The organism is Sphingomonas sp. CFBP8993 (assembly GCF_034044895.1).
GTDB lineage: Bacteria > Pseudomonadota > Alphaproteobacteria > Sphingomonadales > Sphingomonadaceae > Sphingomonas.
Genome location: NZ_JAXCWU010000001.1, coordinates 401,199 through 424,541 on the forward strand (window position 1 = coordinate 401,199; position 23,343 = coordinate 424,541).

Annotated in this window: 21 protein-coding genes; 7 read left to right on the top strand and 14 right to left on the bottom strand. The window is 65.4% G+C overall.

The window, feature by feature from the left end; all coding sequences use genetic code 11:
• Nucleotides 1-16 precede the first annotated feature (16 nt).
• Nucleotides 17-769 (top strand): nucleoside triphosphate pyrophosphohydrolase, encoded by a 753-nt coding sequence (gene mazG, locus SOM26_RS01805; protein WP_320451014.1) that lies wholly within the window; start codon nt 17-19, stop codon nt 767-769.
• Here mazG and hflX read toward each other — a convergent pair.
• The 7 genes from hflX to dusB all read right to left on the bottom strand — a co-directional run bounded on the left by hflX (nt 750) and on the right by dusB (nt 9,841).
• Complete coding sequence (gene hflX, locus SOM26_RS01810; RefSeq protein WP_320451015.1) at nt 750-2,042, bottom strand: GTPase HflX; 1,293 nt, start codon at nt 2,040-2,042, stop codon at nt 750-752. The two genes, mazG and hflX, sit on opposite strands and share 20 nt — an antisense overlap.
• Nucleotides 2,039-2,530, bottom strand: a complete 492-nt coding sequence (gene hfq, locus SOM26_RS01815; RefSeq protein ID WP_042482301.1) for an RNA chaperone Hfq — start codon at nt 2,528-2,530, stop codon at nt 2,039-2,041. The genes hflX and hfq overlap by 4 nt, the downstream gene beginning before the upstream one ends.
• Nucleotides 2,531-2,658: 128 nt before the next feature.
• Nucleotides 2,659-4,035 carry a nitrogen assimilation response regulator NtrX gene (ntrX, locus tag SOM26_RS01820; RefSeq protein WP_320451016.1) on the bottom strand — a complete coding sequence of 459 codons (1,377 nt, stop codon included), beginning with the start codon at nt 4,033-4,035 and terminating at the stop codon, nt 2,659-2,661.
• A gap of 6 nt (nt 4,036-4,041) precedes the next feature.
• Complete coding sequence (locus tag SOM26_RS01825) at nt 4,042-6,288, bottom strand: sensor histidine kinase NtrY-like (RefSeq protein WP_320451017.1); 2,247 nt, start codon at nt 6,286-6,288, stop codon at nt 4,042-4,044.
• A 73-nt stretch (nt 6,289-6,361) separates the two neighbouring features.
• Nucleotides 6,362-7,792 (bottom strand): nitrogen regulation protein NR(I), encoded by a 1,431-nt coding sequence (ntrC, locus tag SOM26_RS01830; RefSeq protein WP_320451018.1) that lies wholly within the window; start codon nt 7,790-7,792, stop codon nt 6,362-6,364.
• On the bottom strand, nt 7,789-8,805 hold the full coding sequence (locus tag SOM26_RS01835; RefSeq protein ID WP_320451019.1) for a two-component system sensor histidine kinase NtrB: 1,017 nt from the start codon (nt 8,803-8,805) through the stop codon (nt 7,789-7,791). Before SOM26_RS01835 ends, ntrC begins: the two co-directional genes overlap by 4 nt.
• Nucleotides 8,806-8,839: 34 nt before the next feature.
• A complete protein-coding gene (gene dusB / locus SOM26_RS01840; RefSeq protein WP_320451270.1) occupies nt 8,840-9,841 on the bottom strand; it encodes a tRNA dihydrouridine synthase DusB in 1,002 nt (333 codons plus the stop codon).
• A gap of 92 nt (nt 9,842-9,933) precedes the next feature.
• Between dusB and SOM26_RS01845 the strand changes: the two genes are divergently transcribed.
• From SOM26_RS01845 to SOM26_RS01855, 3 genes are read left to right on the top strand one after another with little or no spacing between them, the layout of a single operon-like run.
• The gene (locus tag SOM26_RS01845) at nt 9,934-11,094 is read left to right on the top strand and encodes a bifunctional 2-C-methyl-D-erythritol 4-phosphate cytidylyltransferase/2-C-methyl-D-erythritol 2,4-cyclodiphosphate synthase (protein ID WP_320451020.1); all 1,161 of its coding nucleotides are present in this window, start codon (nt 9,934-9,936) and stop codon (nt 11,092-11,094) included.
• Nucleotides 11,091-11,621, top strand: a complete 531-nt coding sequence (locus tag SOM26_RS01850) for a hypothetical protein (protein WP_320451021.1) — start codon at nt 11,091-11,093, stop codon at nt 11,619-11,621. Before SOM26_RS01845 ends, SOM26_RS01850 begins: the two co-directional genes overlap by 4 nt.
• The gene (locus SOM26_RS01855) at nt 11,621-12,121 is read left to right on the top strand and encodes a CinA family protein (protein ID WP_320451022.1); all 501 of its coding nucleotides are present in this window, start codon (nt 11,621-11,623) and stop codon (nt 12,119-12,121) included. The genes SOM26_RS01850 and SOM26_RS01855 overlap by 1 nt, the downstream gene beginning before the upstream one ends.
• Here the strand turns inward: SOM26_RS01855 and SOM26_RS01860 are convergent.
• Nucleotides 12,082-12,540 carry a type II toxin-antitoxin system RatA family toxin gene (locus SOM26_RS01860; RefSeq protein WP_320451023.1) on the bottom strand — a complete coding sequence of 153 codons (459 nt, stop codon included), beginning with the start codon at nt 12,538-12,540 and terminating at the stop codon, nt 12,082-12,084. The genes SOM26_RS01855 and SOM26_RS01860 overlap by 40 nt on opposite strands.
• Nucleotides 12,540-13,463, bottom strand: a complete 924-nt coding sequence (gene lipA, locus SOM26_RS01865; RefSeq protein ID WP_320451024.1) for a lipoyl synthase — start codon at nt 13,461-13,463, stop codon at nt 12,540-12,542. The genes SOM26_RS01860 and lipA overlap by 1 nt, the downstream gene beginning before the upstream one ends.
• Before the next feature lie 160 nt (nt 13,464-13,623).
• Here lipA and SOM26_RS01870 point away from each other — a divergent pair, with 160 nt between their 5' ends.
• Nucleotides 13,624-14,274, top strand: coding sequence for a carbonic anhydrase (locus SOM26_RS01870; protein WP_320451025.1), 651 nt, complete (start codon nt 13,624-13,626; stop codon nt 14,272-14,274).
• A gap of 95 nt (nt 14,275-14,369) precedes the next feature.
• Here SOM26_RS01870 and aspS read toward each other — a convergent pair whose 3' ends face one another.
• Nucleotides 14,370-16,184, bottom strand: coding sequence for an aspartate--tRNA ligase (gene aspS, locus SOM26_RS01875; RefSeq protein ID WP_320451271.1), 1,815 nt, complete (start codon nt 16,182-16,184; stop codon nt 14,370-14,372).
• 160 nt (nt 16,185-16,344) lie between these two features.
• Between aspS and rnd the strand changes: the two genes are divergently transcribed.
• Together rnd and SOM26_RS01885 are read left to right on the top strand one after the other, a co-directional pair.
• Nucleotides 16,345-17,523, top strand: coding sequence for a ribonuclease D (gene rnd, locus SOM26_RS01880; RefSeq protein WP_320451026.1), 1,179 nt, complete (start codon nt 16,345-16,347; stop codon nt 17,521-17,523).
• A complete protein-coding gene (locus tag SOM26_RS01885) occupies nt 17,520-17,807 on the top strand; it encodes an I78 family peptidase inhibitor (RefSeq protein WP_320451027.1) in 288 nt (95 codons plus the stop codon). Before rnd ends, SOM26_RS01885 begins: the two co-directional genes overlap by 4 nt.
• Here SOM26_RS01885 and SOM26_RS01890 read toward each other — a convergent pair.
• Genes SOM26_RS01890 through SOM26_RS01905 form a run of 4 tightly spaced genes read right to left on the bottom strand, consistent with a single transcriptional unit; the run spans nt 17,785 to nt 23,327 of the window.
• Complete coding sequence (locus SOM26_RS01890; protein WP_320451028.1) at nt 17,785-19,266, bottom strand: Ppx/GppA phosphatase family protein; 1,482 nt, start codon at nt 19,264-19,266, stop codon at nt 17,785-17,787. The genes SOM26_RS01885 and SOM26_RS01890 overlap by 23 nt on opposite strands.
• Nucleotides 19,267-19,283: 17 nt before the next feature.
• Nucleotides 19,284-21,449, bottom strand: a complete 2,166-nt coding sequence (locus SOM26_RS01895) for an RNA degradosome polyphosphate kinase (RefSeq protein ID WP_320451029.1) — start codon at nt 21,447-21,449, stop codon at nt 19,284-19,286.
• Nucleotides 21,450-21,465: 16 nt separating this feature from the next.
• Nucleotides 21,466-22,074: a P-loop NTPase family protein gene (locus SOM26_RS01900; protein ID WP_320451030.1), complete on the bottom strand. Its 609-nt coding sequence runs from the start codon at nt 22,072-22,074 to the stop codon at nt 21,466-21,468.
• A complete protein-coding gene (locus SOM26_RS01905; RefSeq protein WP_320451031.1) occupies nt 22,071-23,327 on the bottom strand; it encodes a heavy-metal-associated domain-containing protein in 1,257 nt (418 codons plus the stop codon). Before SOM26_RS01905 ends, SOM26_RS01900 begins: the two co-directional genes overlap by 4 nt.
• Nucleotides 23,328-23,343 lie beyond the last annotated feature (16 nt).

Below are 23,343 nucleotides of genomic sequence, written 5' to 3' on the forward strand. Positions count from 1 at the left end.
ATATATTATCGATTTTATGGAGTATGATGTTTTGGAGCGTCTGCTGACCATCATGAAGCGCCTGCGCGATCCTCAAACCGGTTGCGAATGGGATGTGGCGCAAAGCTTCGAAACGATCGCACCCTATACGATTGAAGAAGCGCATGAAGTGGCTGATGCGATCGCGCGTGGCGACATGGCGGATCTGAAGGACGAACTGGGCGATCTGCTGCTTCAGGTCGTGTTCCATGCGCAGATTGCGGAAGATTTAGGCCACTTCACCTTCCAGGATGTCGTCGCGTCGATCAGCGACAAGATGGAACGACGCCACCCGCATATCTTCGGAGACGCGACCGAGGGCGGCCATCACCTGTGGGAGGAGATCAAGGCGGAGGAACGGCGCGCAAAAGCGGCGGGCGGTACACTCGACGGCGTGGCGCAGGGCCTGCCTGCCTTGATGCGCGCCGAAAAGCTTCAGAACCGCGCCGCGCGGGTCGGCTTCGACTGGCCCGATGCCGAAGGTCCGCGCGCGAAGATCGACGAGGAGCTTCAGGAGATTGCCGAGGCTACTCCGGACACGGTCGAGGAGGAATTTGGCGACTTGCTGTTCGCCATCGTCAACTGGGCGCGCCACCATGGCATCGACGCAGAGGTTGCCCTGCGCAAGGGAAACCAAAAATTCGAGCGCCGTTTCCGGTCCATGGAAGATGAAGCTGGAGAGAGCTTCCCCGCCCTCGATCTGGAAGCGAAGGAAGCCCTCTGGCAGGTGGTCAAACGTCGCGGCGGTTGAAACGCTCGAAGTCCGGTTCGGACAGGCGGACGTCATAGACCGCCTTGTCCCCTTCGATGACCTGGTCGAGCACTTCGCCATGCGCATGGAGCCACGCGGCCCCCGCCCCGTCGCTCGTGTCCAGCGCCACGCGGTAGCGACGATGGCCCGATGTCAGGGCCGCCGCCACCTGCTCGATTAGATCGTCGATCCCCTCCCCGCTGATGGCGGAGACGGCAACGATATTGGATCGACGACCGGCCTCGACCAAGACGTCTTCCCGCGCATCGCCCTCGATCAGGTCGATCTTGTTCCACGCCTCGAACCGCGGTGTTTCGGGGTCGACGCCGATTTCGGTCAACACCGCCTCGACGTCCGCGCGCTGCGCCTCGGTATCGGGATGCGCAATGTCACGGACATGGATCAACAGATCGGCCGACACCACTTCTTCAAGCGTGGCCTTGAAGGCCGCGACCAATTGGGTTGGCAAATCCGATACGAAGCCCACCGTGTCCGACAGGATCGCCTTGTCGATGCCGGGAAGCTGTATCTGCCTGAGCGTGGGGTCGAGCGTGGCGAAGAGAAGATCTTTCGCCATCACATGAGCACCCGTTAAGCGGTTGAAAAGCGTTGATTTCCCGGCGTTGGTGTAGCCGACGAGCGCGATCACCGGCCACGGCGCGCGCTGCCGTCTTTCGCGGTGTAGCCCACGCGTGCGGCTGACCTGGTCCAGTTCGCGACGCAGGCGTGCCATGCGGTCACGGATCAGGCGACGATCCGCCTCGATCTGCGTTTCACCCGGACCGCCTAGGAAGCCGAAGCCACCGCGCTGACGCTCGAGGTGGGTCCAGCTGCGAACCAGACGGCCAGCCTGATAGTCGAGATGGGCCAATTCCACCTGCAACCGTCCTTCGGCCGTTGCGGCACGTTCCCCGAAGATTTCGAGGATCAGGCCGGTACGATCGATGACCTTCGCTTCGAGCGCGGTTTCCAGATTGCGCTGCTGCACCGGCGTCAGCGCGGCGTCGAACACGACGAGCTGCGCTTCCTCCATGCGGACCTGTTGCGCGATCTGTTCGACCTGACCGCTGCCGATCAGGGTCGCAGGCTTGGGCGCGCGTACGCGCACCGCGATACGCTCAACCACGTCAAGGCCGATGGCCATGGCAAGCCCGGCGGTTTCCTCCAGACGGGAGTCGGTGTCCCGTGCGGCATCGCCCTGGTCGGGCAGGACGATGACCGTACGGGCACCACGGGTGAATTCACCGCGATCGCGGTCGAAACCGGTGCTCAATCCTCGGCCGATCCCGCCTGCTCTTCGGCCAGGTTCAGCGGGCGGGCCGGCTGAATGGTCGAAACGGCATGCTTGTAGACGAGCTGCGCCATGCCTTCGCGTTGTAGCAGCATGCAGAACAGGTCGAACCCGGCGATCTGCCCTTGCAGCATGACGCCGTTGATCAGGAACATGGTGACCGGGTCTTCGGACTTGCGCACCGCATTCAGAAAAATTTCCTGCAATAGCGGGTTCTTGCGCTGCTGTTCGTTGACGCCGTCGACGATTGCGGCGACATCCAGCGGGCCCGAGGGCATGATAGTGGAAATGGCGTGCTTGTAGATCAGCTGCGACTGTCCGTCTCGGCGCAGCAGCACCGAGAAATTGTCGAACCAGGTCACGATGCCCTGGAGCTTCACACCTTTGACGAGGAACATGGTCACAGGCGCCTTGGATCGGCGCAGTGCGTTCAGAAACAGGTCCTGCAGTGAACCCGATTTATCGGCCATGAGAAAGCCCTTGTTATTGGCGGGTGCTTCCCCGCGAATTGCGCCGTTTCCCGGCGTCGGAACCGCGCCCGTGCACCGGACGCGGCCAATATCTATGGTTTCGAGGGGCATTCGTCCAGAGGCGGCGTTCAATCCTCGCGCGTCTCGCTGATCCCCAACAGCTTCAATTTGCGGTGCAGGGCCGAGCGTTCCATGCCGATAAAGCTGGCCGTGCGTGAGATGTTGCCGGAAAAGCGCCGGATCTGGACGCGCAGATATTCCCGCTCCCAGCTTTCCCGCGCCTCGCGCAAGGGGGCCCCCATGATCGCGGTCGCGCCCGAGCCGCCCATATCGGCACCCTCCCCCAGCACTTCTGCCGGCAACAGATCGAGGTCGATGCGACCAACCCGGTCACCAGGCGCCAGGATGATCGTCCGCTCCACGACGTTGCGCAGCTGGCGGACATTGCCTGGCCAGTCATAGGATTGCATCGCGACCATCGCATCGGGTGCGATCTCTGGCGTGCGGACGCGGCGTTCGGTCGCATAGTGCGCCATGAAATGCTCGACCAGCGGCGGAATATCCTCGCGTCGCTCGGCAAGCGAGGGGATGGTCACAGGCACGACGTTGAGCCGGTAATAAAGGTCCTCACGGAAGCGCCCCTCGGCGATCTCCTGCGTCAGGTCGCGCGCAGTGGCGGAGACGACGCGGACGTCCACCTTCACGACACGCGTGCCGCCAATCCGGGTGAAGCTCTGGTCGGTCAGGACACGCAGGATACGCGCCTGGGTCGCAATCGGCATGTCGGCGATTTCGTCGAGGAACAGCGTACCGCCATGCGCCTGTTCGAGCAGGCCGGTGCGGACAAGGTCACCCCCCTCCTCTACGCCGAACAATTCCTCTTCGACCCGCTCGGGCGTCATCCGTGCGGCACTAACCACCACGAAGGGGGCATCGGCGCGATTGCTCCAGCCGTGGAGCAGGCGCGCCGCGACCTCCTTGCCTACGCCAGCGGCACCCATGATGAGAACGCGGCTACCCGTCGCGGCGACGCGCTTCAGGGTCGCACGGATACCGTTGATCGCGCTCGACGATCCCGTGAGATCCGTTTCGCGACCCGCCGAGGCCCGCAACGAGGCGTTCTCGCGCCGCAACCGCTCGGTCTCGGTCGCCCGGCCGACCATCAGCAACAGGCGCTCGGCCTCGAACGGCTTTTCGATGAAGTCCGCCGCACCCTTGCGGATCGCAGCGACCGCGGTATCGAGATTGCCGTGGCCGGAAATGACCAGCACCGGGATCGACGGATCGCGCCGCTTGATCTCGTCCAGCAACTCCAGCCCGTCCAGCTTCGACCCCTGCAACCAGACGTCGAGCAGCACCAGCGAGGGGCGACGCACCGCCACCGCTTCCAGTGCGGCATCGCTGTCCGCGGCGACGCGGGCGTCATAGCCCTCGTCCTCCAGCACGCCCGCGACCAGTTCGCGGATATCGAGTTCGTCGTCGACGACGAGGATGTCCAAAGCCATGATCTTTTACGTCCGGGTACGAGTCAAAGCGGTGAGCTGGCCCTCCCCAGCCAGCTCGGGTTCGGCGCCCCCATGATCCAGTGCAGCCAGGGCACCGGCATCGAACATCATCGATACGATGGTGCCGCCTGAGGGATTGTCGGAAAAGCCGATCGTGCCGGCATGTTCCTCGATGATCTTGTTCACGATCGCGAGGCCCAGCCCCGTGCCCCGCGCGCGTGTCGTCATATAGGGCTCTATGATCCGGTCACGCTCGGGCGGCAGGCCGACGCCGTTGTCGACGACGGTGATGGTTACCATGCTGGCCTGATGGCCGACGGTCATCACCACCTTGCCGCCCTTCATGCCTTCGGGGCGTGCCTCGATGGCCTCCACGGCATTCTTGACGATGTTGGTCAGCGCCTGGCTCATCTGGCGCCGGTCACAGACCAGCATGGGGGCGGGATCGTCCTGCTCCAGCTGGAACTTCACGTCCGGGTGAGCGACCTCATGCAGGAACATCGCCTGGGCGCAGATATCCGCGATCGCCTCCTCGCGGAACACCGGCTTGGGCATGCGCGCGAAGGACGAGAATTCATCGACCATGCGCCGCAGATCGCCGACCTGGCGGACGATCGTCTCGGTCAGGCGGCCGAAGGTTTCGTCCTCGGGGCCGATCACCTTGCCATAGCGCCGCTGAAGACGTTCGGCCGCCAGCTGGATGGGGGTCAGGGGGTTCTTGATCTCGTGCGCGATCCGGCGCGCCACGTCGGACCAGGCGGCACGGCGCTGGTCAAGAAGCTGCTGCGTGATGTCGTCGAAGGTCAGGATTGGCCCATCGCCCGTCGGCGCGATCCGCACCGCCAGCGTCCGCATGTCGCCGTGCAGTGCCACCTGAACCGTCGCCTCGCGGCGTCCCTGGTCGAGCAGTTCGTCAAGCTCGGGCGCCACCTCGCCCAGCTTGCGCCCGACCAGTCCTTCCTGATCGGCGCCCAGCAGGATATCCGCCGAGTTGTTGGCGATGCGGACCTGACGATCGCGCCCTACCGCGACGACGCCAGCCGAGACCCCGGCCATCACCGCCTCGATCAGGGCGCGGCGGTTGTTGAGCTGCGCATTGGCGGTGACGAGTTCGGTATTCTGTTGTTCCAGCTGGCCGGTCATCTGGTTGAACGCATTGGCCAGCGTGCCAACCTCGTCCCGGGTCCGCGGATCGGGAACGCGCGCGGTAAGGTCACCACCCGCAATCCGACGCGCGGCATCGACCAACTCGCCGACCGGCCGCACCAGGCGATCCGCCACGGCGAGCGCGATCCAGACGGCGATGCCGATGATCAGCAGCGCAATCGCGAACAGGACGAGGTTGAACTTCAGCTGGAGCGACCGCGCGCGGCCCTGGAGCGCGCGATAATCGTCGAATACGTCCTCGGCCGCGAAATGCTGTTTGCTCAGAAACTCGGCATTCACCGGCGTGCCGATATAGAGCATCAGGCCATTGCCCTGAGGTAGCGGCGTGACGACCCAGACCCGCTGCTCATTGATCCCCACTTCCGGGCGGCTCAGGCGGCTGGCCTGCTGGATCATCTCGGGCGTCACCAGTTCGCGGAACGTCGTGTCCGAGGGCTGATTGAAGAAATCGTAGAATTTGAAGCCTTGCTTGGCGTCGAAGGAGAAGACGACCGATTCCACCGTGTCGCGGACGACCGTCTGCTGCAGAAGGTAATCGTGGAAGTCGCGCGGATTCTCGCGCAGCAGCGGGAGGTTGCGGCCCAGATCCTGCGACATGGCGCGGCCGGTATCGACCCAGCGCTTGATGATCTGCTGCTGCGATTCGCGGGCGATATCCATCGCGTCGCCAAAGGCCTTTCGCGCCCGATCGGAGATCCAGAACTCCGCAGAGGATTGAAACAGGATCGAGGCGGTGACGACGGTCAGCAGGATCGGCACGCTGGCGGTCAGCGAGAACAGCGCCACAAGCCGGACATGCAGCCGTCCGCCCCCACCGACCGGCGACAACGCCGCGCGCCGCATCGCGACCCGGCGCCCCAGCAACATCAGCAGCAGAACACCCGGAACCAGGTTCAACGCCAGCAATGCGGCCATGACGGGCGGCGCGATCAGCCCCTGCGTATCGTGGCGACTGGCGATGAAGACATAGGTGCCGACCGCGATGGTGACCGCCCCGACGATGACCACCATCTCCATCACGGGCGTCACCGCGAAGCGGGATCGCGATGTTTCGGCAGTATCAGCAGGCTTGAGGGACGCCGACATAGTTGCAATAGTACAACGTGAAGCGTGACCCGCAAGCCACAATTCCTAAAAATTATGTCAGCATGGTGACCGGTTAATCGTCTCCGTTGGCCGGAATGTCGAGGCTGTCGAGACGTTTGCGTAACGTGTTGCGATTGATCCCCATGGCGCGCGCGGTACGGAGCTGATTTCCACCGTGGCGTGCCAGCATCGCCTCGATCAGCGGGCGTTCCACCTCGCCGATGATCCGGTCGTATAGCGTGCCGTCATCCAGCGCGGCGGGATGGCTCGTCGCCAGTCGGGTGAGAAAGGCGCGGACGGCTGCTGCCATATTGCCGTCCCCGGCACCCTCGGCAGACGTGGCCTGCGAACGGCTCTCGCCCAGCATGGTGCGGACCGCTTCGCCGTCGATGACCTCGTCACGAGCCAGCACCGCCAGCCGCCGCATCATGTTTTCCAGTTCGCGGACATTGCCGGGCCAGTCATGCGTGACCAGGACGTCGAGCGCATGGCTGTCGATCCGCCGCTTCGGCAGACCTTGCAGCGCTGCGTTCTCCAGAAAATGGCGGGCCAGCAGGGGAATGTCCTGCCGTCGCTCGCGCAGGGCGGGCAGTGCGATCGGAACCACGTTGAGACGGTAGAACAGGTCTTCGCGGAACTGGCCCGAGGCAACCTGCTGGCTGAGATCACGGTTGGTCGCCGCGACGATGCGGACATCGGTGTGGATCGTTCGCGCCCCCCCGACGGTCGTGAATTCACCGGATTGCAGGACCCGCAGCAGGCGGGTCTGTGCCTCCATCGGCATGTCGCCGATCTCGTCGAGGAACAGGGTGCCACCGGCCGCCTGTTCGAACCGCCCGGCGTTACGCTGTGCGGCTCCGGTAAAGGCGCCACGTTCATGGCCGAACAGTTCCGCCTCGATGAGTTCGCGCGGGATCGCGGCCATGTTGATCGCGACGAAGGGCGCAGCCCGGCGCGCGCCCAGATCGTGGATCGCCCGCGCGACCAGTTCCTTGCCGGTCCCCGACTCCCCGGACACCAGAACGGTCAGGTCGGTCGACACGACGCGCGCGATCACGCGGTACACGCCCTGCATCGCGGGTGACCGCCCGATCAGCGGCAGCGCGCGATCATCCTCCCCCAGCCCGTCCTCGACAATAACGCCACCCCGCGCCAGCGCGCCCGCCACCGCATGGGTCAGGGCATCGAGGTCGAACGGCTTGGGTAGATATTCGTAGGCGCCGACCTCGGCCGCACGAACCGCCGTCGTCAGCGTATTCTGCGCCGACAGGATGATGATGGGGAGCGCCGGAAAACGCTGCGCGACGCTGCGGATATGATCGATCCCGTCGCCGTCGGGCAGGATGACGTCGGTGACCAGGACGTCCGGCGCGCCATCCGCCAGAACGCGGTCGAGCTTGGCGAGCGTTTCGACCGACGTCACGTCATGTCCGGCACGGCGCAGCGCCTGCCCGACGACCGTGCGGATCGCGGCATCGTCATCGACCACCAGAACGTGGCTCATGCCTGAGCCCTCGGCAACAGCAATCGCAGGACGGTCATCTCGGGCGAACCCTCTCTGGCATATTGGATGATGCCGCTCATGTCGCGAACCAGCTTGTCGACGAGCGCAAGGCCAAGCCCCTGCCCCTCCCTGCGGCCGGAGACGAACGGATCGAACAGGTGATCGGCAATATCGGCGGGTGCGCCGGGGCCGTTATCGATGACGCAGATCTCGATCGGCAGGGGAAGGCGCGGACGCCCCTCGCCAGTGCTGACCGACATGCCGTGGCGATAGGCTGTGGTCAGGATGATACGGGGATTGCGAACTTCGCGAACGGCTTCGCGCGCGTTCTTCAACAGGTTGATGATGATCTGCAGCATCGCGTCGCGGTTGATCCGCGCCGGCGGGAGCGAGGGGTCGAATCGCTCCTCGACCGGAACGCCGCGCGCGAACCCTGCCAGTGCGACGCCGCGTGCATGCGTGAGCAGCGGATAGATATTCTCCGATGCCAGCGGCAAGGGCCTGGTATCGCTGAAATCCTGCATCCGGTCGATCAGCGCGGCGATGCGGTCGACCTCGGTCGTGATCAGGGTCGTCAACTCCCCGCCGTTGAGCAGTTGCGCCGCCCCCCGGATGCCCGACAACGGGTTCTTGATCTCATGCGCCAGCATCGCGGCCGCACCGATCGCCGCGCGGGCCCCGGCGCTTCGATCGGAGGCATGGCCCAGCCGACGCGACGACCCCGCGCTGTGCAATGTGATGGCGCGCCACCCGGCGTGATCGGGTATCTGCGCCTCGACGAAGTCGACACGGATTTTGGGCCCATGGGGCGTGGCGATCACCGTGTCATAGACGGCAAAGCCATGCCCGTTGCGGCTGCGCGGCGCATCGGGCGGGGGCAGGATCGCGTCGACCGGCTGTCCGACCATCAGGCGCTCGGACAGATTGAGCAGTTGCTCGGCCAGGGCGTTGGCATGGGCGATGCGATCGTCGGGATCGACCACCACGATGGCCACGGGCAGAGCCGCGAACATCGCAGCAAAACCGGGGCGACCATGGCCGCCCGTCTCAGGCCGCCTCGGCAAGCTCGATCTGCGGCATGTAGAAGTCGTACAGCATCGCCTTGACCCGGTCGGCGCTCGCCTCCTGGTTCACCTTGTTGCGGAACTCCGCCGAGCCATGCAGGCCGCGCGTATACCAGCCGATATGCTTGCGAGCCATATTGACCCCGGTCTCGGTGCCATAATGCTCGAGCATCGCATCATAATGTCCTGTGACGGCGCGATATTGCTCGTCAAGCGGTGGGTCCTCACGCCGTTCGCCGGTCGCGAACCAGTGCATGACCTGCCCCAGCAGCCAGGGGCGGCCATAGGCGCCGCGGCCGATCATGATGCCATCCGCACCCGACTGGTCGAGCGCCGCATCGGCGTCGTCGATCGAACAGATGTCACCATTGGCGATGACGGGAATAGAAACCGCATCCTTGACGTTGCGGATGAAGGCCCAGTCGGCGCTGCCCTTGTACATCTGGTTGCGGGTGCGTCCGTGGACAGTGATCATCCTGACCCCGATATCCTCGGCGATGCGGGCCAGCTCGGGAGCGTTCAGGCTATCATGGCACCAGCCCATCCGCATCTTCAGCGTGACGGGCACGTCGACCGCCTCGACGGTCGCGCGAATGATTTCAGACGCCAGCTTCAGGTCACGCATCAGCGCCGAACCTGCATCACCATTGACGACCTTGCGCACCGGACAGCCCATATTGATGTCGATGATCGCCGCACCGCGATCGGCGTTCAGCTTGGCCGCTTCTCCCATCTCATAGGGCGTGCAGCCGACCAACTGCATCGACACGGGTTCTTCGAGCGGATGCCAAGCGGCCTTCTGGATCGACTGGCGCGTCTCGCGGATCGCGGCCTGACTGGCGATCATCTCGGTGACGTTCAGGCCCGATCCGTAGCGGCGGACGAGCGTGCGGAACGGCATGTCGGTGACACCGGTCATCGGTGCCAGCACGACGGGGCTGTCGATCGTCACCGGACCGACCTGAATGGGAGCGAGGTTACGCATCATACTGCCTGAAAATTAAGCACGCGCCTTACCGCAACGAGCTCGCGAAGGCAAGATTGGCGACCTTGCTCAAAAGCCGCTAGGCGGAAGCGATGAGCCAGGACGAAAAGATCGGCGCGTTGATCGTCGCGGCGGGCGGCGGCAGCCGGATGGGCGGCGGTATCCCCAAGCAGTTCCGCGATCTGGGCGGCCGCCCGATGATTGCATGGAGCCACGCCGCCCTATCGGATCACCCGATGATCGCACAGGTCCTGACAGTCGTTGCGGAGGATCAGCAGGACCATGCCCGTGCCCTTCTCCCCGACGCCTGGATCGAAGCAGGCGGGGCCAGCCGCCGCGAATCGGTGGCACGGGGGCTGCGTCATCTGGCGGTGGCAGGAATCGACAAGGTGCTGATCCACGATGCCGCCCGCCCCTTTCTATCCGCCGAGGTGATCGACCGCGTGCTGGGCGGCCTGGCCTCGGCCGATGGAGCGATGCCGGTCCTGCCGGTTGCCGATACGCTGGCCCGGTCAGACAGCGGAGTGCTCGGCGCCACCGTGCCGCGCGACGACGTCGTGCGGGTTCAGACGCCGCAGGGCTTTCACCTCCAGGCGGTCATCGCCGCCCATGCCGCCTGGCCCGCCGGGGCGGAAGCGACCGACGACGCGCAGATGGTGCGACGGCTTGGCGGACGCGTCGCTTTGGTGCAGGGCGATCCCATGCTCGAGAAAATCACCTATCCCGACGACATGACCGGAGCCGATATGCGACTGACCTGGGAAACCCGGACCGCGATGGGCTATGACGTGCATCGCCTGGAAGATGGCGAGGAATTGTGGCTGGGCGGCGTGCTCATTCCGCATCATCAGGGCTTGTCCGGCCACAGCGACGCCGATGTCGCGCTCCATGCGCTGACCGATGCATTGCTTGGCACGATCGCCGCGGGCGATATCGGCACGCATTTCCCCCCCAGCGATCCGCAGTGGAAAGGTGCCGAGTCGGGGCAGTTCCTCCAGCACGCCGCCAAGCTGATCGCGGACAAGGGCGGCCGGATCGATTTCGTCGATCTGACCATCATCTGCGAGGCCCCGAAGATCGGTCCGCATCGCGCCGCCATGGTGGAGCGCATCGCAGGCCTGCTGAATATCGATCAGAGCCGCGTCAGCCTGAAGGCGACGACCACCGAACGCCTGGGATTTACCGGGCGTGGCGAGGGTATCGCGACCCAGGCGGTGGCGACGGTCCGGCTGCCCGGTGGGGCCGCAGCGTGAAGCGGTTTGCGCTGTTCGCGGCATTGGCCGCACTGACCGCGCCGGAGGTTGCCAGCGCCCAGGCCCGCGCATGCATCACCGCCCCGGAGGCGGAGGCGATGACCCTGGTCGCGATGCCCGACATCCTTCGTGAGACGGGCCGGGTCTGCGGCGCACGCCTGCCCGCCAACAGCCTGATCCGCGGCAACGGCACCCTGATCTCCAAATATGAGGGCGCGGCGGACCAGGCCTGGCCTGCCGCGCGGGCGGCCATCGTGAAACTGTCCGATCCGGCGATCGATACGCTGCTCCAGTCGGACTATGCCCGCCCGCTGCTCACCTCGCTGCTCGTGCCCTTCATCGTGGGGCGGATCGGCCTGGAGGATTGCGGGACGATCGACCGGTTGGTGACCCAGCTTGCCCCCCTGCCCCCGCGCAACATGGCTTCGGTCGTGGTGACCGCGTTGCAGTATCTGAAGACGGAAAAGGCACGCGGGCGGCAGGTCGCCGTGCCCGATCTGCCGCTTTGCACGAACGGGAACCGCTGATGGACGTGCTTCTTCCCCGCGAGCTGGTCGAGCTGGCCGAGCGTGTAGTCGTCGCCAACCGGGCGGCGGGTCGCCGGGTCGCCGTGGCCGAGAGCTGCACCGGCGGGCTGGTGTCGGCCGCGCTGACCGAGATTCCCGGATCCTCGGACGTGGTCGAGGCGGGGTTCGTCACCTATTCCAACCAGGCGAAGATCGCGCTGCTGAACGTCAATCCGGAAGTGATCGAGACATTCGGTGCGGTGTCGACCGCCACGGCCTGGGGCATGGCGCGGGGCGCCTTGGCGGCGAGCGACGCCGATGTCGCGGTCGCCATCACCGGTGTCGCGGGCCCGGGCGGCGGAACGGCGAAGAAGCCGGTCGGCACCGTCGTCTTCGCCCAGGCGCTACGCGGCGGCGACCCAGAAGAGGTAAAGGCCGAGCGTCACGAATTCGGTGATATCGGTCGCGGGGCGATCCGGCTTCAGGCGGCGCTGTTGGCGCTGGAATTGTTGCTGCCGTAAAGCTTGGCGGCGCGGTCTTCGAACGCGCCGATCATCCGGCGGAGCGCGGTGCCGAACACTTGGCCCGCCAGCATCTCGAATACCCGGTTCTTGAAGGCGAAGTCGACGGTGAAGTCGACCGCACACCCATGTTCCTCGGGGCGGAAGCGCCAGTTGTTGCGCAGATATTTTAGCGGCCCGTCGAGATAATCAACGTCGATCGACTCCGGCCGCGACTTGGTGACGCGACTGGTGAACGTCTCACGCAGGCCCTTGAACCCGACGATCATGTCGGCGACCGTCTCGGTCGACGTGTCCGAGCGGACGCGCATGGCCGAAACCCAGGGCAGGAATTCGGGATAGCGCGCCACGTCGGCGACCAGATCGAACATCTGCTCCGGCGTATAGGGCAGATGCCGCGTCTCGCTATGCTTGGGCATCAGCGCGCGGGCGCCAGCTTCGCCTCGCGCGCCGCGCGCAGCCGCTCGAAATCGTCACCGGCGTGATAGCTCGACCGGGTCAGCGGCGAACTGGCGACCAGCAGGAAACCCTTGGCGCGTGCGATCGCGGCATAGGCGTCGAACGCCTTGGGTGTCACGAACTCGGCGACCTTGGCATGGCGCGGCGTCGGCTGAAGATACTGGCCCATCGTCAGGAAATCGATGTCGGCCGAGCGCATGTCGTCCATCACCTGATGGATTTCGAGCCGCTCCTCGCCCAAGCCGAGCATCACGCCAGACTTGGTGAAGATCGAGGGATCGTGGCGCTTCACGCTCTCGAGCAGGCGCAGCGATGCATAATAACGCGCACCCGGCCGGATCGTCGGATAAAGCCGGGGCACCGTTTCGAGATTGTGATTGTACACGTCAGGACGCGCCTCGACGATCGACTCGATCGCGGCCTGCGCCTTGTTGCGGAAGTCCGGGGTCAATATCTCGATCGTGGTGTTCGGCGTGGTCCGGCGAAGGGCTTGGATCACCTTCACGAACTGCGAGGCGCCGCCATCGGGCAGATCGTCGCGATCGACCGAGGTGACGACGATATGGTTCAGCCCCATCTGCGCCGCGGCGTCGGCGACGTTCTGCGGCTCCATTGCGTCGACCTTGCGCGGCATGCCGGTCTTGACGTTGCAGAAGGCGCAGGCGCGGGTGCAGGTGTCGCCCAGGATCATGACGGTCGCATGCTTCTTCGACCAGCATTCGCCGATGTTCGGGCAGGCAGCCTCTTCACAAACGGTCGTCAGGCTCTTGGCGCGCATCAGTTCGCGTGTCGCGGCGAAACCGGCGCTCGTCGGGGCCTTGACGCGGATCCAGTCGGGCTTGCGTGCGCGCACCGGCGCGACCAGCGGGGTCAACTCGTTCATGCTTCGCGAAATAGCGATGGAGCGGGCTGGACACAATGCCTCGCGACAGCCTTCACATGCTGGACACGCTGGTGTTAGACATACTTTGATATGGAACCGAAACGGCCCTGCTCGGGTTCGCTGCTACACGAATGGTTCCTTCATGGGATAAGAGAGAGCAATGACCGACTTTAACGACCTCGTGGATGGCTATCAGCGCTTTCGGACGTCGGATTGGCGTCGCCAGCGCGATCGCTGGGCCGAGTTGAAGGAAGGCCAGAGCCCCAAGGTGATGGTGATCGCCTGTTCGGACAGCCGCGTCGATCCGGCGCAGATCTTCGACACGCTGCCCGGCGAAATCTTCGTCGTGCGTAACGTCGCCAACCTCGTTCCCCCGTTCGAGACGGGCGGTGGCCATCATGGCGTTTCGGCGGCGCTGGAATTCGCGGTGACGCAGCTGGAAGTGACCGACGTGGTCATCATGGGCCACGGTGCCTGCGGCGGCTGCAAGGCGGCGTTGACGCAAGGATTTGCCCATGCCGCCCAGGGCGAAGGTGGCTTCGTGTCCGATTGGGTCAGCCTGCTCGACGGTGCCCGCGAAAAGGTCATCGCCAAGCACGGTGACGGTGCCGACGCGATGCGTGAGATGGAGCTGGAATCGGTCCGCACGTCGATCGCGAACCTGCGCACCTTCCCCTTCGTCACCAAGCGTGAGGAAGCGGGCACGCTGACCCTGCGTGGCGCCTATTTCGCGATCGCCGACGGCGTGCTGCACCTGATGGACGAGAACGGCGAGTTCAAGCCCGCCGCTCCGGCCCTGGCTACGGCTTAAGGAAGTCGGTCCGGGCCCCCGGCCCGGACCCGACACGGAAAGGGCGGACGCCGAAACCGGCGCCCGCCCTTTTTTATTGCGTTGTGAAGTTGGGCTTAGCCAGCCGAAACGGCGGCGACCTGCTCCACATCCTTCTTGGGCTCCGCGGTCGAGCGCAGCGACAATTCGCGCATCTGCTTGTTACTGGGCAGGCTGGGCGCGCCCATCAGCAGATCTTCGGCGCGCTGGTTCATCGGGAACAGCGAGATTTCGCGCAGGTTCTGCGCGCCGCAAATCAGCATGACGATACGATCGACACCGGCCGCCATGCCACCATGCGGCGGCGCGCCGTACTGGAACGCGCGGTAGAGGCCGCCAAACCGTTCCTCAACATCCGCCTTCGACAGGCCGACCTTCTCGAACGCGGCGACCATAAGGTCCGGCGACTGGTTACGGATCGAGCCCGATGCGATCTCGAAGCCATTGCAGACCAGGTCGTACTGGTACGCCTTGAGCGACAGCGGATCGGCGGAGTTCAGCGCCTCCATGCCACCCTGCGGCATCGAGAAGGGGTTGTGCGCGAACTCGACCTTCTTCTCGTCCTCGTCCCACTCGTAGAAGGGGAAGTCGACGATCCAGCACAGGCGGAACGCACCCTCCTCGATCAGGCCCAGCTGCTCGGCGACGCGGGTGCGCGCCAGACCGGCCAGTTTGGCGGCTGCCTCGACCTTGCCTGCCGCAAAGAACAGGCCGTCATCGGGGCCAAGGTCGAGCGCGGCGTAAAGGGCTTCCATACCGTCGGTGCCATGGTTCTTGGCGATGGGGCCGCCGAACTCGCCGCCCTTGCGGGTGACATAGCCCAGGCCTGCATGGCCCTCGGCGCGGGCCCACTCGTTCATCTCGTCGAAGAACTTGCGGCTCTTCTCCGCGGTCTTGGGCGCCGGGATCGCGCGCACGACGCCACCCGAACCGACGATCTTCTCGAATAGGCCGAAGCCCGAGGTCGTGAAATGCTCCGAGACATCGGTGATGATCAGTGGATTGCGCAGATCGGGCTTGTCGTTGCCATATTTCAGCATCGACTCCGAATAGGGAATGCGCGGGAACTGGCCTACCGGCGTGACGGTGCGGCCGTTGGCGAACTTCTCGAAGATGCCGCCGATCACCGGCTCCATCGTCTCCCACACTTCTTCCTGGGTAACGAAGCTCATCTCCAGGTCGAGCTGGTAGAACTCACCCGGCAGGCGGTCGGCGCGCGGGTCCTCGTCGCGGAAGCAGGGCGCGATCTGGAAATAGCGGTCGAACCCGGCGACCATCAGCAACTGCTTATATTGCTGCGGCGCCTGGGGCAGCGCGTAGAACTTGCCCGGATGGATGCGGCTCGGCACCAAGAAGTCGCGCGCACCCTCGGGCGAGGAGGCGGTCAGGATCGGCGTCGAATATTCGGTGAAGCCGCCTGCTTCCATGCGACGCCGCATGTCGGAAATCACTTGCGTCCGGCGCACGATGTTCGTGTGCAGCGTCTCGCGACGCAGGTCGAGGAAGCGGTAGCGCAGGCGGATATCTTCGGGATATTCCTGCTCGCCCGCCACCGGCATCGGCAGTTCCTCGGCGGCCGACAATATGGTCGCGCCGCGTGCGAACACCTCGATCTCGCCGGTCGCGAGGTTCGGGTTGATCGTGCCCGCCGAGCGCGCCTTCACCACGCCGTCGATCGTCACGACCGACTCGACGCGCACGCTTTCCAGAATGGCCAGCGCGGGCGTGTCGCTGTCGGCGACGATCTGGGTGATGCCGTAATGATCGCGCAGATCGACGAACAGCACGCCGCCATGATCGCGCTTGCGGTGGACCCAGCCGGACAGGCGGACCGTCTCGCCGACCGCCTCAGCAGTCAGCGCGGCGCAGGTGTGGGTACGATAGGCGTGCATGGCGGACATTCTCTGTACGTCTGGGGAAAGTCTCGCCGCTTCCCCGCCCACCCCCAATTTGTCAATGGCAATGTGCCCGAAAGGGCCCCGAACCGACCCCAAGCCGCCTTTGTATGCGTTCCTCTTTGTCAACCCGCACAGGTCGGGCTATGTGCATGCGATGCACGTTCATCCGTTGATTACCGACAGCGCCACGCTCGCCAATCTTTGCGCCCGCCTCTCGCAAGCCGACTATGTCATGGTCGATACCGAGTTCATGCGAGAGAGCACCTATTGGCCCGAACTCTGCCTGATCCAGATCGCCGATACGCAGGAAGCCGCCGCGGTCGATCCCAAGGCGCCCGGGCTCGACATGACGCCGCTGCTCGACCTGCTGGTCAACAATGACGACGTGCTGAAGGTCTTCCATGCCGGTGGGCAGGATATCGAGATCATCTACAACCTGACCGGCAAGACCCCGCACCCGCTGTTCGATACCCAGATCGCGGCCATGGCACTGGGCCAGGGTGAGCAGATCGGCTATTCCAACCTGGTCGATAGCTGGCTGGGTATTCAGGTCGACAAGGGCGCGCGCTTCACCGACTGGTCGCGCCGTCCGCTCGACCAGCGCCAGGTCGATTACGCCATCGGCGACGTGACCCACCTCGCCGCGATCTTTCCCAAGATGCTGGAGCGCTTGCGCAAGACCGGGCGCGGCGCGTGGCTGGATCAGGAAATGGAGCGGCTGGCCGATCCGGCGCATTATGCCAATGATCCCGATCTGGCCTGGAAGCGGGTGCGTGTGTCGGGGCGCAAGCCCGACCTGCTCGGCCGCCTGAAGGCACTGGCCCGATGGCGCGAGCTGGAGGCGCAGGCCAAGGATCTGCCGCGCGGTCGCATCGTCAAGGACGAGACGCTGGCCGACCTGGCCGGGCACCCGCCGCGCAAGCAGGCCGATCTCGCCAAGGTGCGCGGGTTGTCCGCCACCTGGGGCGGCAATGATATCGGTGCGCGCCTGATGGATGCGCTGGAGGCGGCCGAACCGCTCGATGCCGACGAATTGCCCGCGCGCGACGATCGCAAGCCCGGGTTGGGTCGCGAAGGCGCGCTGGTGGCCGATCTGCTCAAGCTGCTGCTGAAGATCCGGGCACGCGATATCGACGTAGCGCCGCGTCTGCTGGCGCGTGCCGACGATCTGGAAATGCTGGCGGCGGGCGTCCGGTCCGGCCTGTCGATCCTGGACGGCTGGCGCTTCGAACAATTCGGTCGCGACGCGCTGGATCTGGTCGAGGGGCGGACCGGCTTCGTGGTGAAGGGCGGCAAGCTGAAGATGGTGCGCAATACCGAGGAGGTCGCATGATCCGCCTGTCCGCGATGCCCGCCCTGATCGGCCTCGCCGCCTGCGCCCCGATGACCAAGTCCGAGCAGAACGCCGGATCGGGCGCGTGCGGCGATGCCCGGGTCGCCCACCTCGTCGGCAAGGTCTGGAGCGAATCGCTACGTGCTCAGATACTCAAGACCTCAAGCGCGGCGTCGCTTCGCGTCATCGCCCCCGGTACGGTCGTGACGATGGATTATCGCCCCGACCGCCTGAACATCGAAACCGATGATCAGGGCCGCGTTACGCGCCTTCGCTGCGGCTGATCCGCTCCGGGGTCTTGCCGAGCGCCGTCGCCAGCGTGGCATGGCGGCGCTCGACCGCCTCGCCGTAAAAGCCACGATCGGTGTCGGCCAAGGCCAGCCCCAAGGTGGCATCCCCCAGGACGAGCGACGTTCGTTCGAGCGGACCCGCCAGTCCGGCGCTGAGCCGCTGACCCAGCCGGATGGCAAGGCCCCAGCTCGTCGCGAGCTTGAGCTGTGCCGGGGTCGCCAGTTCGGTAAGCGGCGACGGCACGTCCAACCCACCACCCAGGCTCGTGTGCAATGCCTGCGCCAGCATCGCCCGGCCCTGTGCGTCGATCCCGACCCAGTTGCCGTGCAACGCGATCTCCACTCCGCGCTCTGCGCGAAACTCGGGGTTCGCTCGCCAGCCCACATCGGCAAGGAGGCAGGCCGCATGACGCAGTCGCGCCTCGGCGGTCGACTCGCCCGTAAATAGCGGCGCGATCCACTGTTCGAGCAGGTCGCCATGCTCCGGGAAACGGCCGAGCAACCGCCCCTCCTCACGCGCGGCGACGATCAGCGGATCGAGCGCGCGCGTACGGGCATCGAGCGCGCCATAGAGCAATCCCTCGCGCAGCCCATAGGCCGAGACGACCGTCGTGCTGCTCCCCAGATATTTCAGCAGCATGGCCAGCAGCGCGGTCGCATCGCCGAGCGTCGCGGCACGGCTGGACGACAATTCCTTCACCTCGCGAAGGCGTGCGCGGCTGAGATGCGGAATGGTTCGCGACAGGCGCAGGATATCCGCGGACGTCAGTTCGTAATGGTGAATGATCGGCAATGGATAGTCTGCCAGTGCCATATCCAGCCGCGCGAGCGCCCGCCACGATCCACCCACCAAGTAGAAGGGCAGTCCGCGCCCCCGCCCCTGCCAGCCCGCATCCTCGATCAGGCGGGCGATCTGTCGTTCGAAACTCTTGCCGCCCTTTTCGCGCAGGGCAGGAATACGCAGCACGCCGAGCGGGAAGGACACCCGATCCTCGACGCCGCCGTCACGCACCCGCACCAGTTCCAGGCTGCCGCCGCCGAGATCGCCGACAATGCCGTCTGCGTCTGGGATGGCCGATAGCACGCCCTCGCCCGCCGCCTTGGCCTCCTGCTCGCCCGACAGCACCTCGACCTCAAGGCCGAGCGACTCGGCACACGCGATCAGTTCGCCGCCATTGGCCGCATCGCGGACCGCCGCCGTCGCCACCGTGCGCAACGAGTGGACGCCCATTTCCCGCGCCAGGCTAGCGAAACGGGCCAACGCCACTTGCGCCTTGCCCAGCGAGGCGGGCTCGATCGCGCCGGTGGCGGCCAGCCCGCGTCCCAGGCCCGCCATAACCTTCTCGTTGAAAAGGGTCGCAGGCAGTCTGGCAGGCCCCTGATAGACGACGAGGCGGACCGAGTTGGAGCCGATGTCGATGATCGCGTTACGCGGCGCGCGAGATCCCGTCATCGCTCAATACGCCCCCGTCAACGTTGCCGCCGAAGCGACAGGGTCGGCACGGCCTTGCTGGTGTCGAGCGCGGCGCCACGCCCCGAGAGCGAAGGGTTGGTCATGAAATACCGATGCAGGTTGAAGGGGCGATCGCCCGGCGTGTCGCGGACATAGCTGCCATCCGGCTCGAGTTCCCAGCTTTGTTCGTTGTCGAGCAAGTTGGCGACCATCACCTGGTCGAGAATCTGGTCGTGTACCGTCGGGTTCTGGATGGGCAGCATATATTCGACGCGGCGGTCGAAATTGCGCGGCATCCAGTCAGCCGAGGAAATGAAGATCTTTGCCGAGTCGTGCGGCAGCGCCTTGCCATCGCCAAAGGCCCAGATGCGGCTATGCTCCAGGAAGCGGCCGACGACCGACTTCACGCGAATATTGTCCGACATGCCCGGTACGCCCGGACGCAGGCAGCAGATGCCACGCACGATCAGGTCGATCTCCACGCCAGCGCCGCTCGCCTCGTACAGCTTTTCGATGACTTGCGGGTCGACCAGCGAGTTGACCTTGGCCCACAGGCTGCCCTTTCGCCCGGCACGGGCATGGGCGATCTCGGCATCGATCAGCGCCATCAGATTGTGGCGCAGGTCGCGCGGCGACAGGCTGACCCGGTTCATCGCCGCGGGTTCGACATAACCGGTGATGTAGTTGAACATCTGCGCCGCATCCCGCCCGATCAACGGATCGGCGGTGAAGAAGCTGAGATCGGTATAGATGCGCGCCGTGACGGGATGATAATTGCCCGTGCCGAAATGGCAGTAGGTGCGGAAATCGCTTCCCTCGCGCCGGACGACCATCGACACCTTGGCATGCGTTTTCCAGTCGATGAAGCCATAGACGACCTGCACGCCCGCCCGCTCCAGCGCGGACGCCCAGTAGAGGTTCTGTTCCTCGTCGAAGCGCGCTTTGAGCTCCACGATCGCTGTCACCGACTTGCCCGCCTCGGCCGCCGCGATCAGCGCGGCGATGACGGCGGATTGCTTGCCCGCGCGGTAGAGCGTCTGCTTGATCGCAACCACATCCGGGTCCACCGCCGCCTGTTTGAGGAAGGCGATGACGACCTCGAACGTTTCATAGGGGTGATGGACGACGATGTCCTTCGCCTTGATCGCGGCAAAGCAGTCGCCCGCAAACTCTCGGATACGCTCGGGAAAGCGCGGGGAATAAGGTGGGAATTTCAGGTCCGGCCGATCCTCGTCGACCATCGCGACGAGATCGCCGATGCCGAGCAGGTTGCCGCTCTCGGTGATGATCGCGTCCGAGCCGCCCAGTTCGCCGCGCAGAACGTCGGCGAGTTCGTCGGGCATGCCCGTTTCCAGTTCGAGGCGGATCACCCGACCACGCCGCCGCCGCTTGATGGCGTTGGCGAAGTAGCGGACCAGATCCTCGGCTTCTTCTTCGATCTCGATATCGCTGTCACGCAGGACGCGGAAGGTCGCCGCGCCATTCACGACGTAACCCGGAAAGAGCAATCCCGAGAAACGGCGCAGGATCGTCTCGATCGCGACATAGCGCGCGCCTTCGCCGGGAAGACGGACGAAGCGCGGCATGGTGGCAGGGAGCATCACCAGTTCGCGAATCGGGGCCTTGTCCGACACGCGGGTCAGGTCGAAGATCATCGACAGACCCTTGTTCGGAATGAACGGGAATGGATGGGCGGGATCGAGCGCCTGCGGTGTCAGGATCGGAAAAATCTGGTCGCGGACATGAGTTTCCAGCCAGGTGCTCGCGTCCGGATCGATGGCATCGCGACGAAGAACAAAAATCCCCGCCTCGTCCAGCAGGTTGCGCAGGTCGCCCCAGACTTCCTGCTGGCTGGCCATCAGTCGGTCCGCCTCGGCGACGATCCCGCTCAGCTGCTGGCCCGGCGTCAGCCCGTCGACCGAACGCTGCTCCACGTCCTGCGCCTGCTGTCCCTTCAGGCCTGCGACGCGGACCATGAAGAATTCGTCCAGGTTCGAGCCCGAGATGGACAGGAAGCGCAACCGCTCGAGGAGCGGATGGGCGGCGTTGCACGCCTCCTCCAGAACGCGGCGGTTGAAGGCCAGCCAGGATAACTCGCGATTGAAATAGCGCCCGTTCGGCTCGGTCGAGAAATGATCGTCGTCCGGTTCGGACATTTGCGCGATGTGGGCAGGACGGGTCATCAGGTCTCGCTTGGGCTTACGGTTCGGCGATCAGGCCTGCCGCGGTCAGAATGGATCGTGCAAGGGGAATGGACAAGCGCGCGCGCCGTTCCATCGCTCCCTGGTCGAGCATATCCACTGCGCGGATGACAGAAAGGTGACTACGCTCGGTACGAAGCGTCAGCCACTCGATCAGGTCGGGTCGCGCATCGACGCCGCGCCGCTCGAACAGATGCTCAAACAGTCCGGCGACCAGCTCGTCGTCCGGCGCACCGATCTCGGCCAGGCTGCTGTTCGCGAGTCGCGAGCGGAGGTCGGGCAGCTTGACCTGCCAGCGCGGCGGAGCGGCGTCGGCGACGATCAACAATGGCAGGCGATCGGCCTGGGCGCGGTTCCATGCGTGGAATATCTGTACCTCGGCCACCCGCTCGGCGTCGTCGATGATCGTGCCGCCGGTGCGGGCGGCGAAGATACGCGCCAACAGCGAGCGGCCCGACTTGCGCGGCCCGGTCAGGATCGCGGCCATGGTCGGCCATGCTTCCCATTGTTCGAGCATCCGCGCCGCCAACCGGTTCGACTCGGTCATCAGGAATGCATCGGAACGGGGGTCGGCCGGCCATTGCAGCGGCAGCGCCATCTGGTTCATCCGGTAATCACACTATCCGCTGGAAGCGCGGGCGTCTGCACCTGGGGTGCGCGCCGGATGCGCAAGGTCGTGCCCGAACCGGACACCTGGAAACCGCGCTGCTCGAGCGCGCGGCGAAGCTGGTCGGGGTCACCGTCGAAGGTCACCGCCATGATCGACACGCCACCCAGCGCCAAGCTGGTCGTACCCGCACGGACCACGCCGGGGATCGAGCGGATCAGGCTCTCGGCATTGGCGACCGCGCTGGCGCTCGGCGCGTCATATTGCAGGCTGACGGCGATCCCCGCCCCCGAATTGGCAATGGCCGCATCCAACCCGGCGATCGGTTCCTCGCCCGGACTGGTATCGTCGATCACTGCCGCGGGCTTTGGCGGCGGGTTGAGCGAGGCGTCGGGATGGAGCGAGCCGCTCGCCAGCGCACGCTGGTACAGGCCGTCCAGACGGGCAACGCCGGTATCGAGCAGCTGGTTCAGCCCATCGGTGCTGCCGACCCGCAGGGTGATCGTACCGAGCAGATCGTTGTCGGGCCCATGCCGCGCCTCGAACACGCCGATCACCGGGCCGCCGGGCCACTGGCGATAGAGGCGGACGACGGGGATCAGGACATCGGACGCGCCATACTGGTCCAGTATGGTCCGCCACCAGCCGCGCGAGCGGCGGTTGATCTGGCCTGCGTTCAACAGCAGCGGATCGGTGCCGGTGCCCGAGGGGCGGATATAGTCGATGCTGCTGTTGCCTGCGCGGAACCGGGCCCAGGCCTGCTGCCAGGGAGTCCGTGCCTCGAACATCTGCGATGCGCCGCCCGATATCTGGAGCGGCATGACGAGCATCGGCGGGGATCGATCGGCATAGGCCGACACCCCCAGCACCGATGCCGCGCGCACCCGGTCGAACAGGACGCCGAGCTTGGCGACATAGCGGGTCGGGCCGATCTGTTCGTTTTCGATCACGATACCACTGACCAGCGAGTCGAGCAGGCCATCGGATGCGCCGGTGCCGCTGCGACCCAGGCGCTGGGCCAGCATCGCCCACGCCTTGCGCTGCGCGATTCGCCACCCGCCCAGCCGGGCGGCCTCCGCCGTCTTGCCGGAAACATCGACCGCGACACCCGTCACTTCGTAGGAGCCGCCATTGTCGATCGGTGCGAGCCCTCGCGGCTGTCCCTCGATCTGGGCGAGCACCGTGCCGCCTCCGGCTCCCAGGCCGATTAGGGCGGCCAGGCCGAACATCATGGAGGGGGAACGCAAACGCATCGCGGCCTTTTGGCGA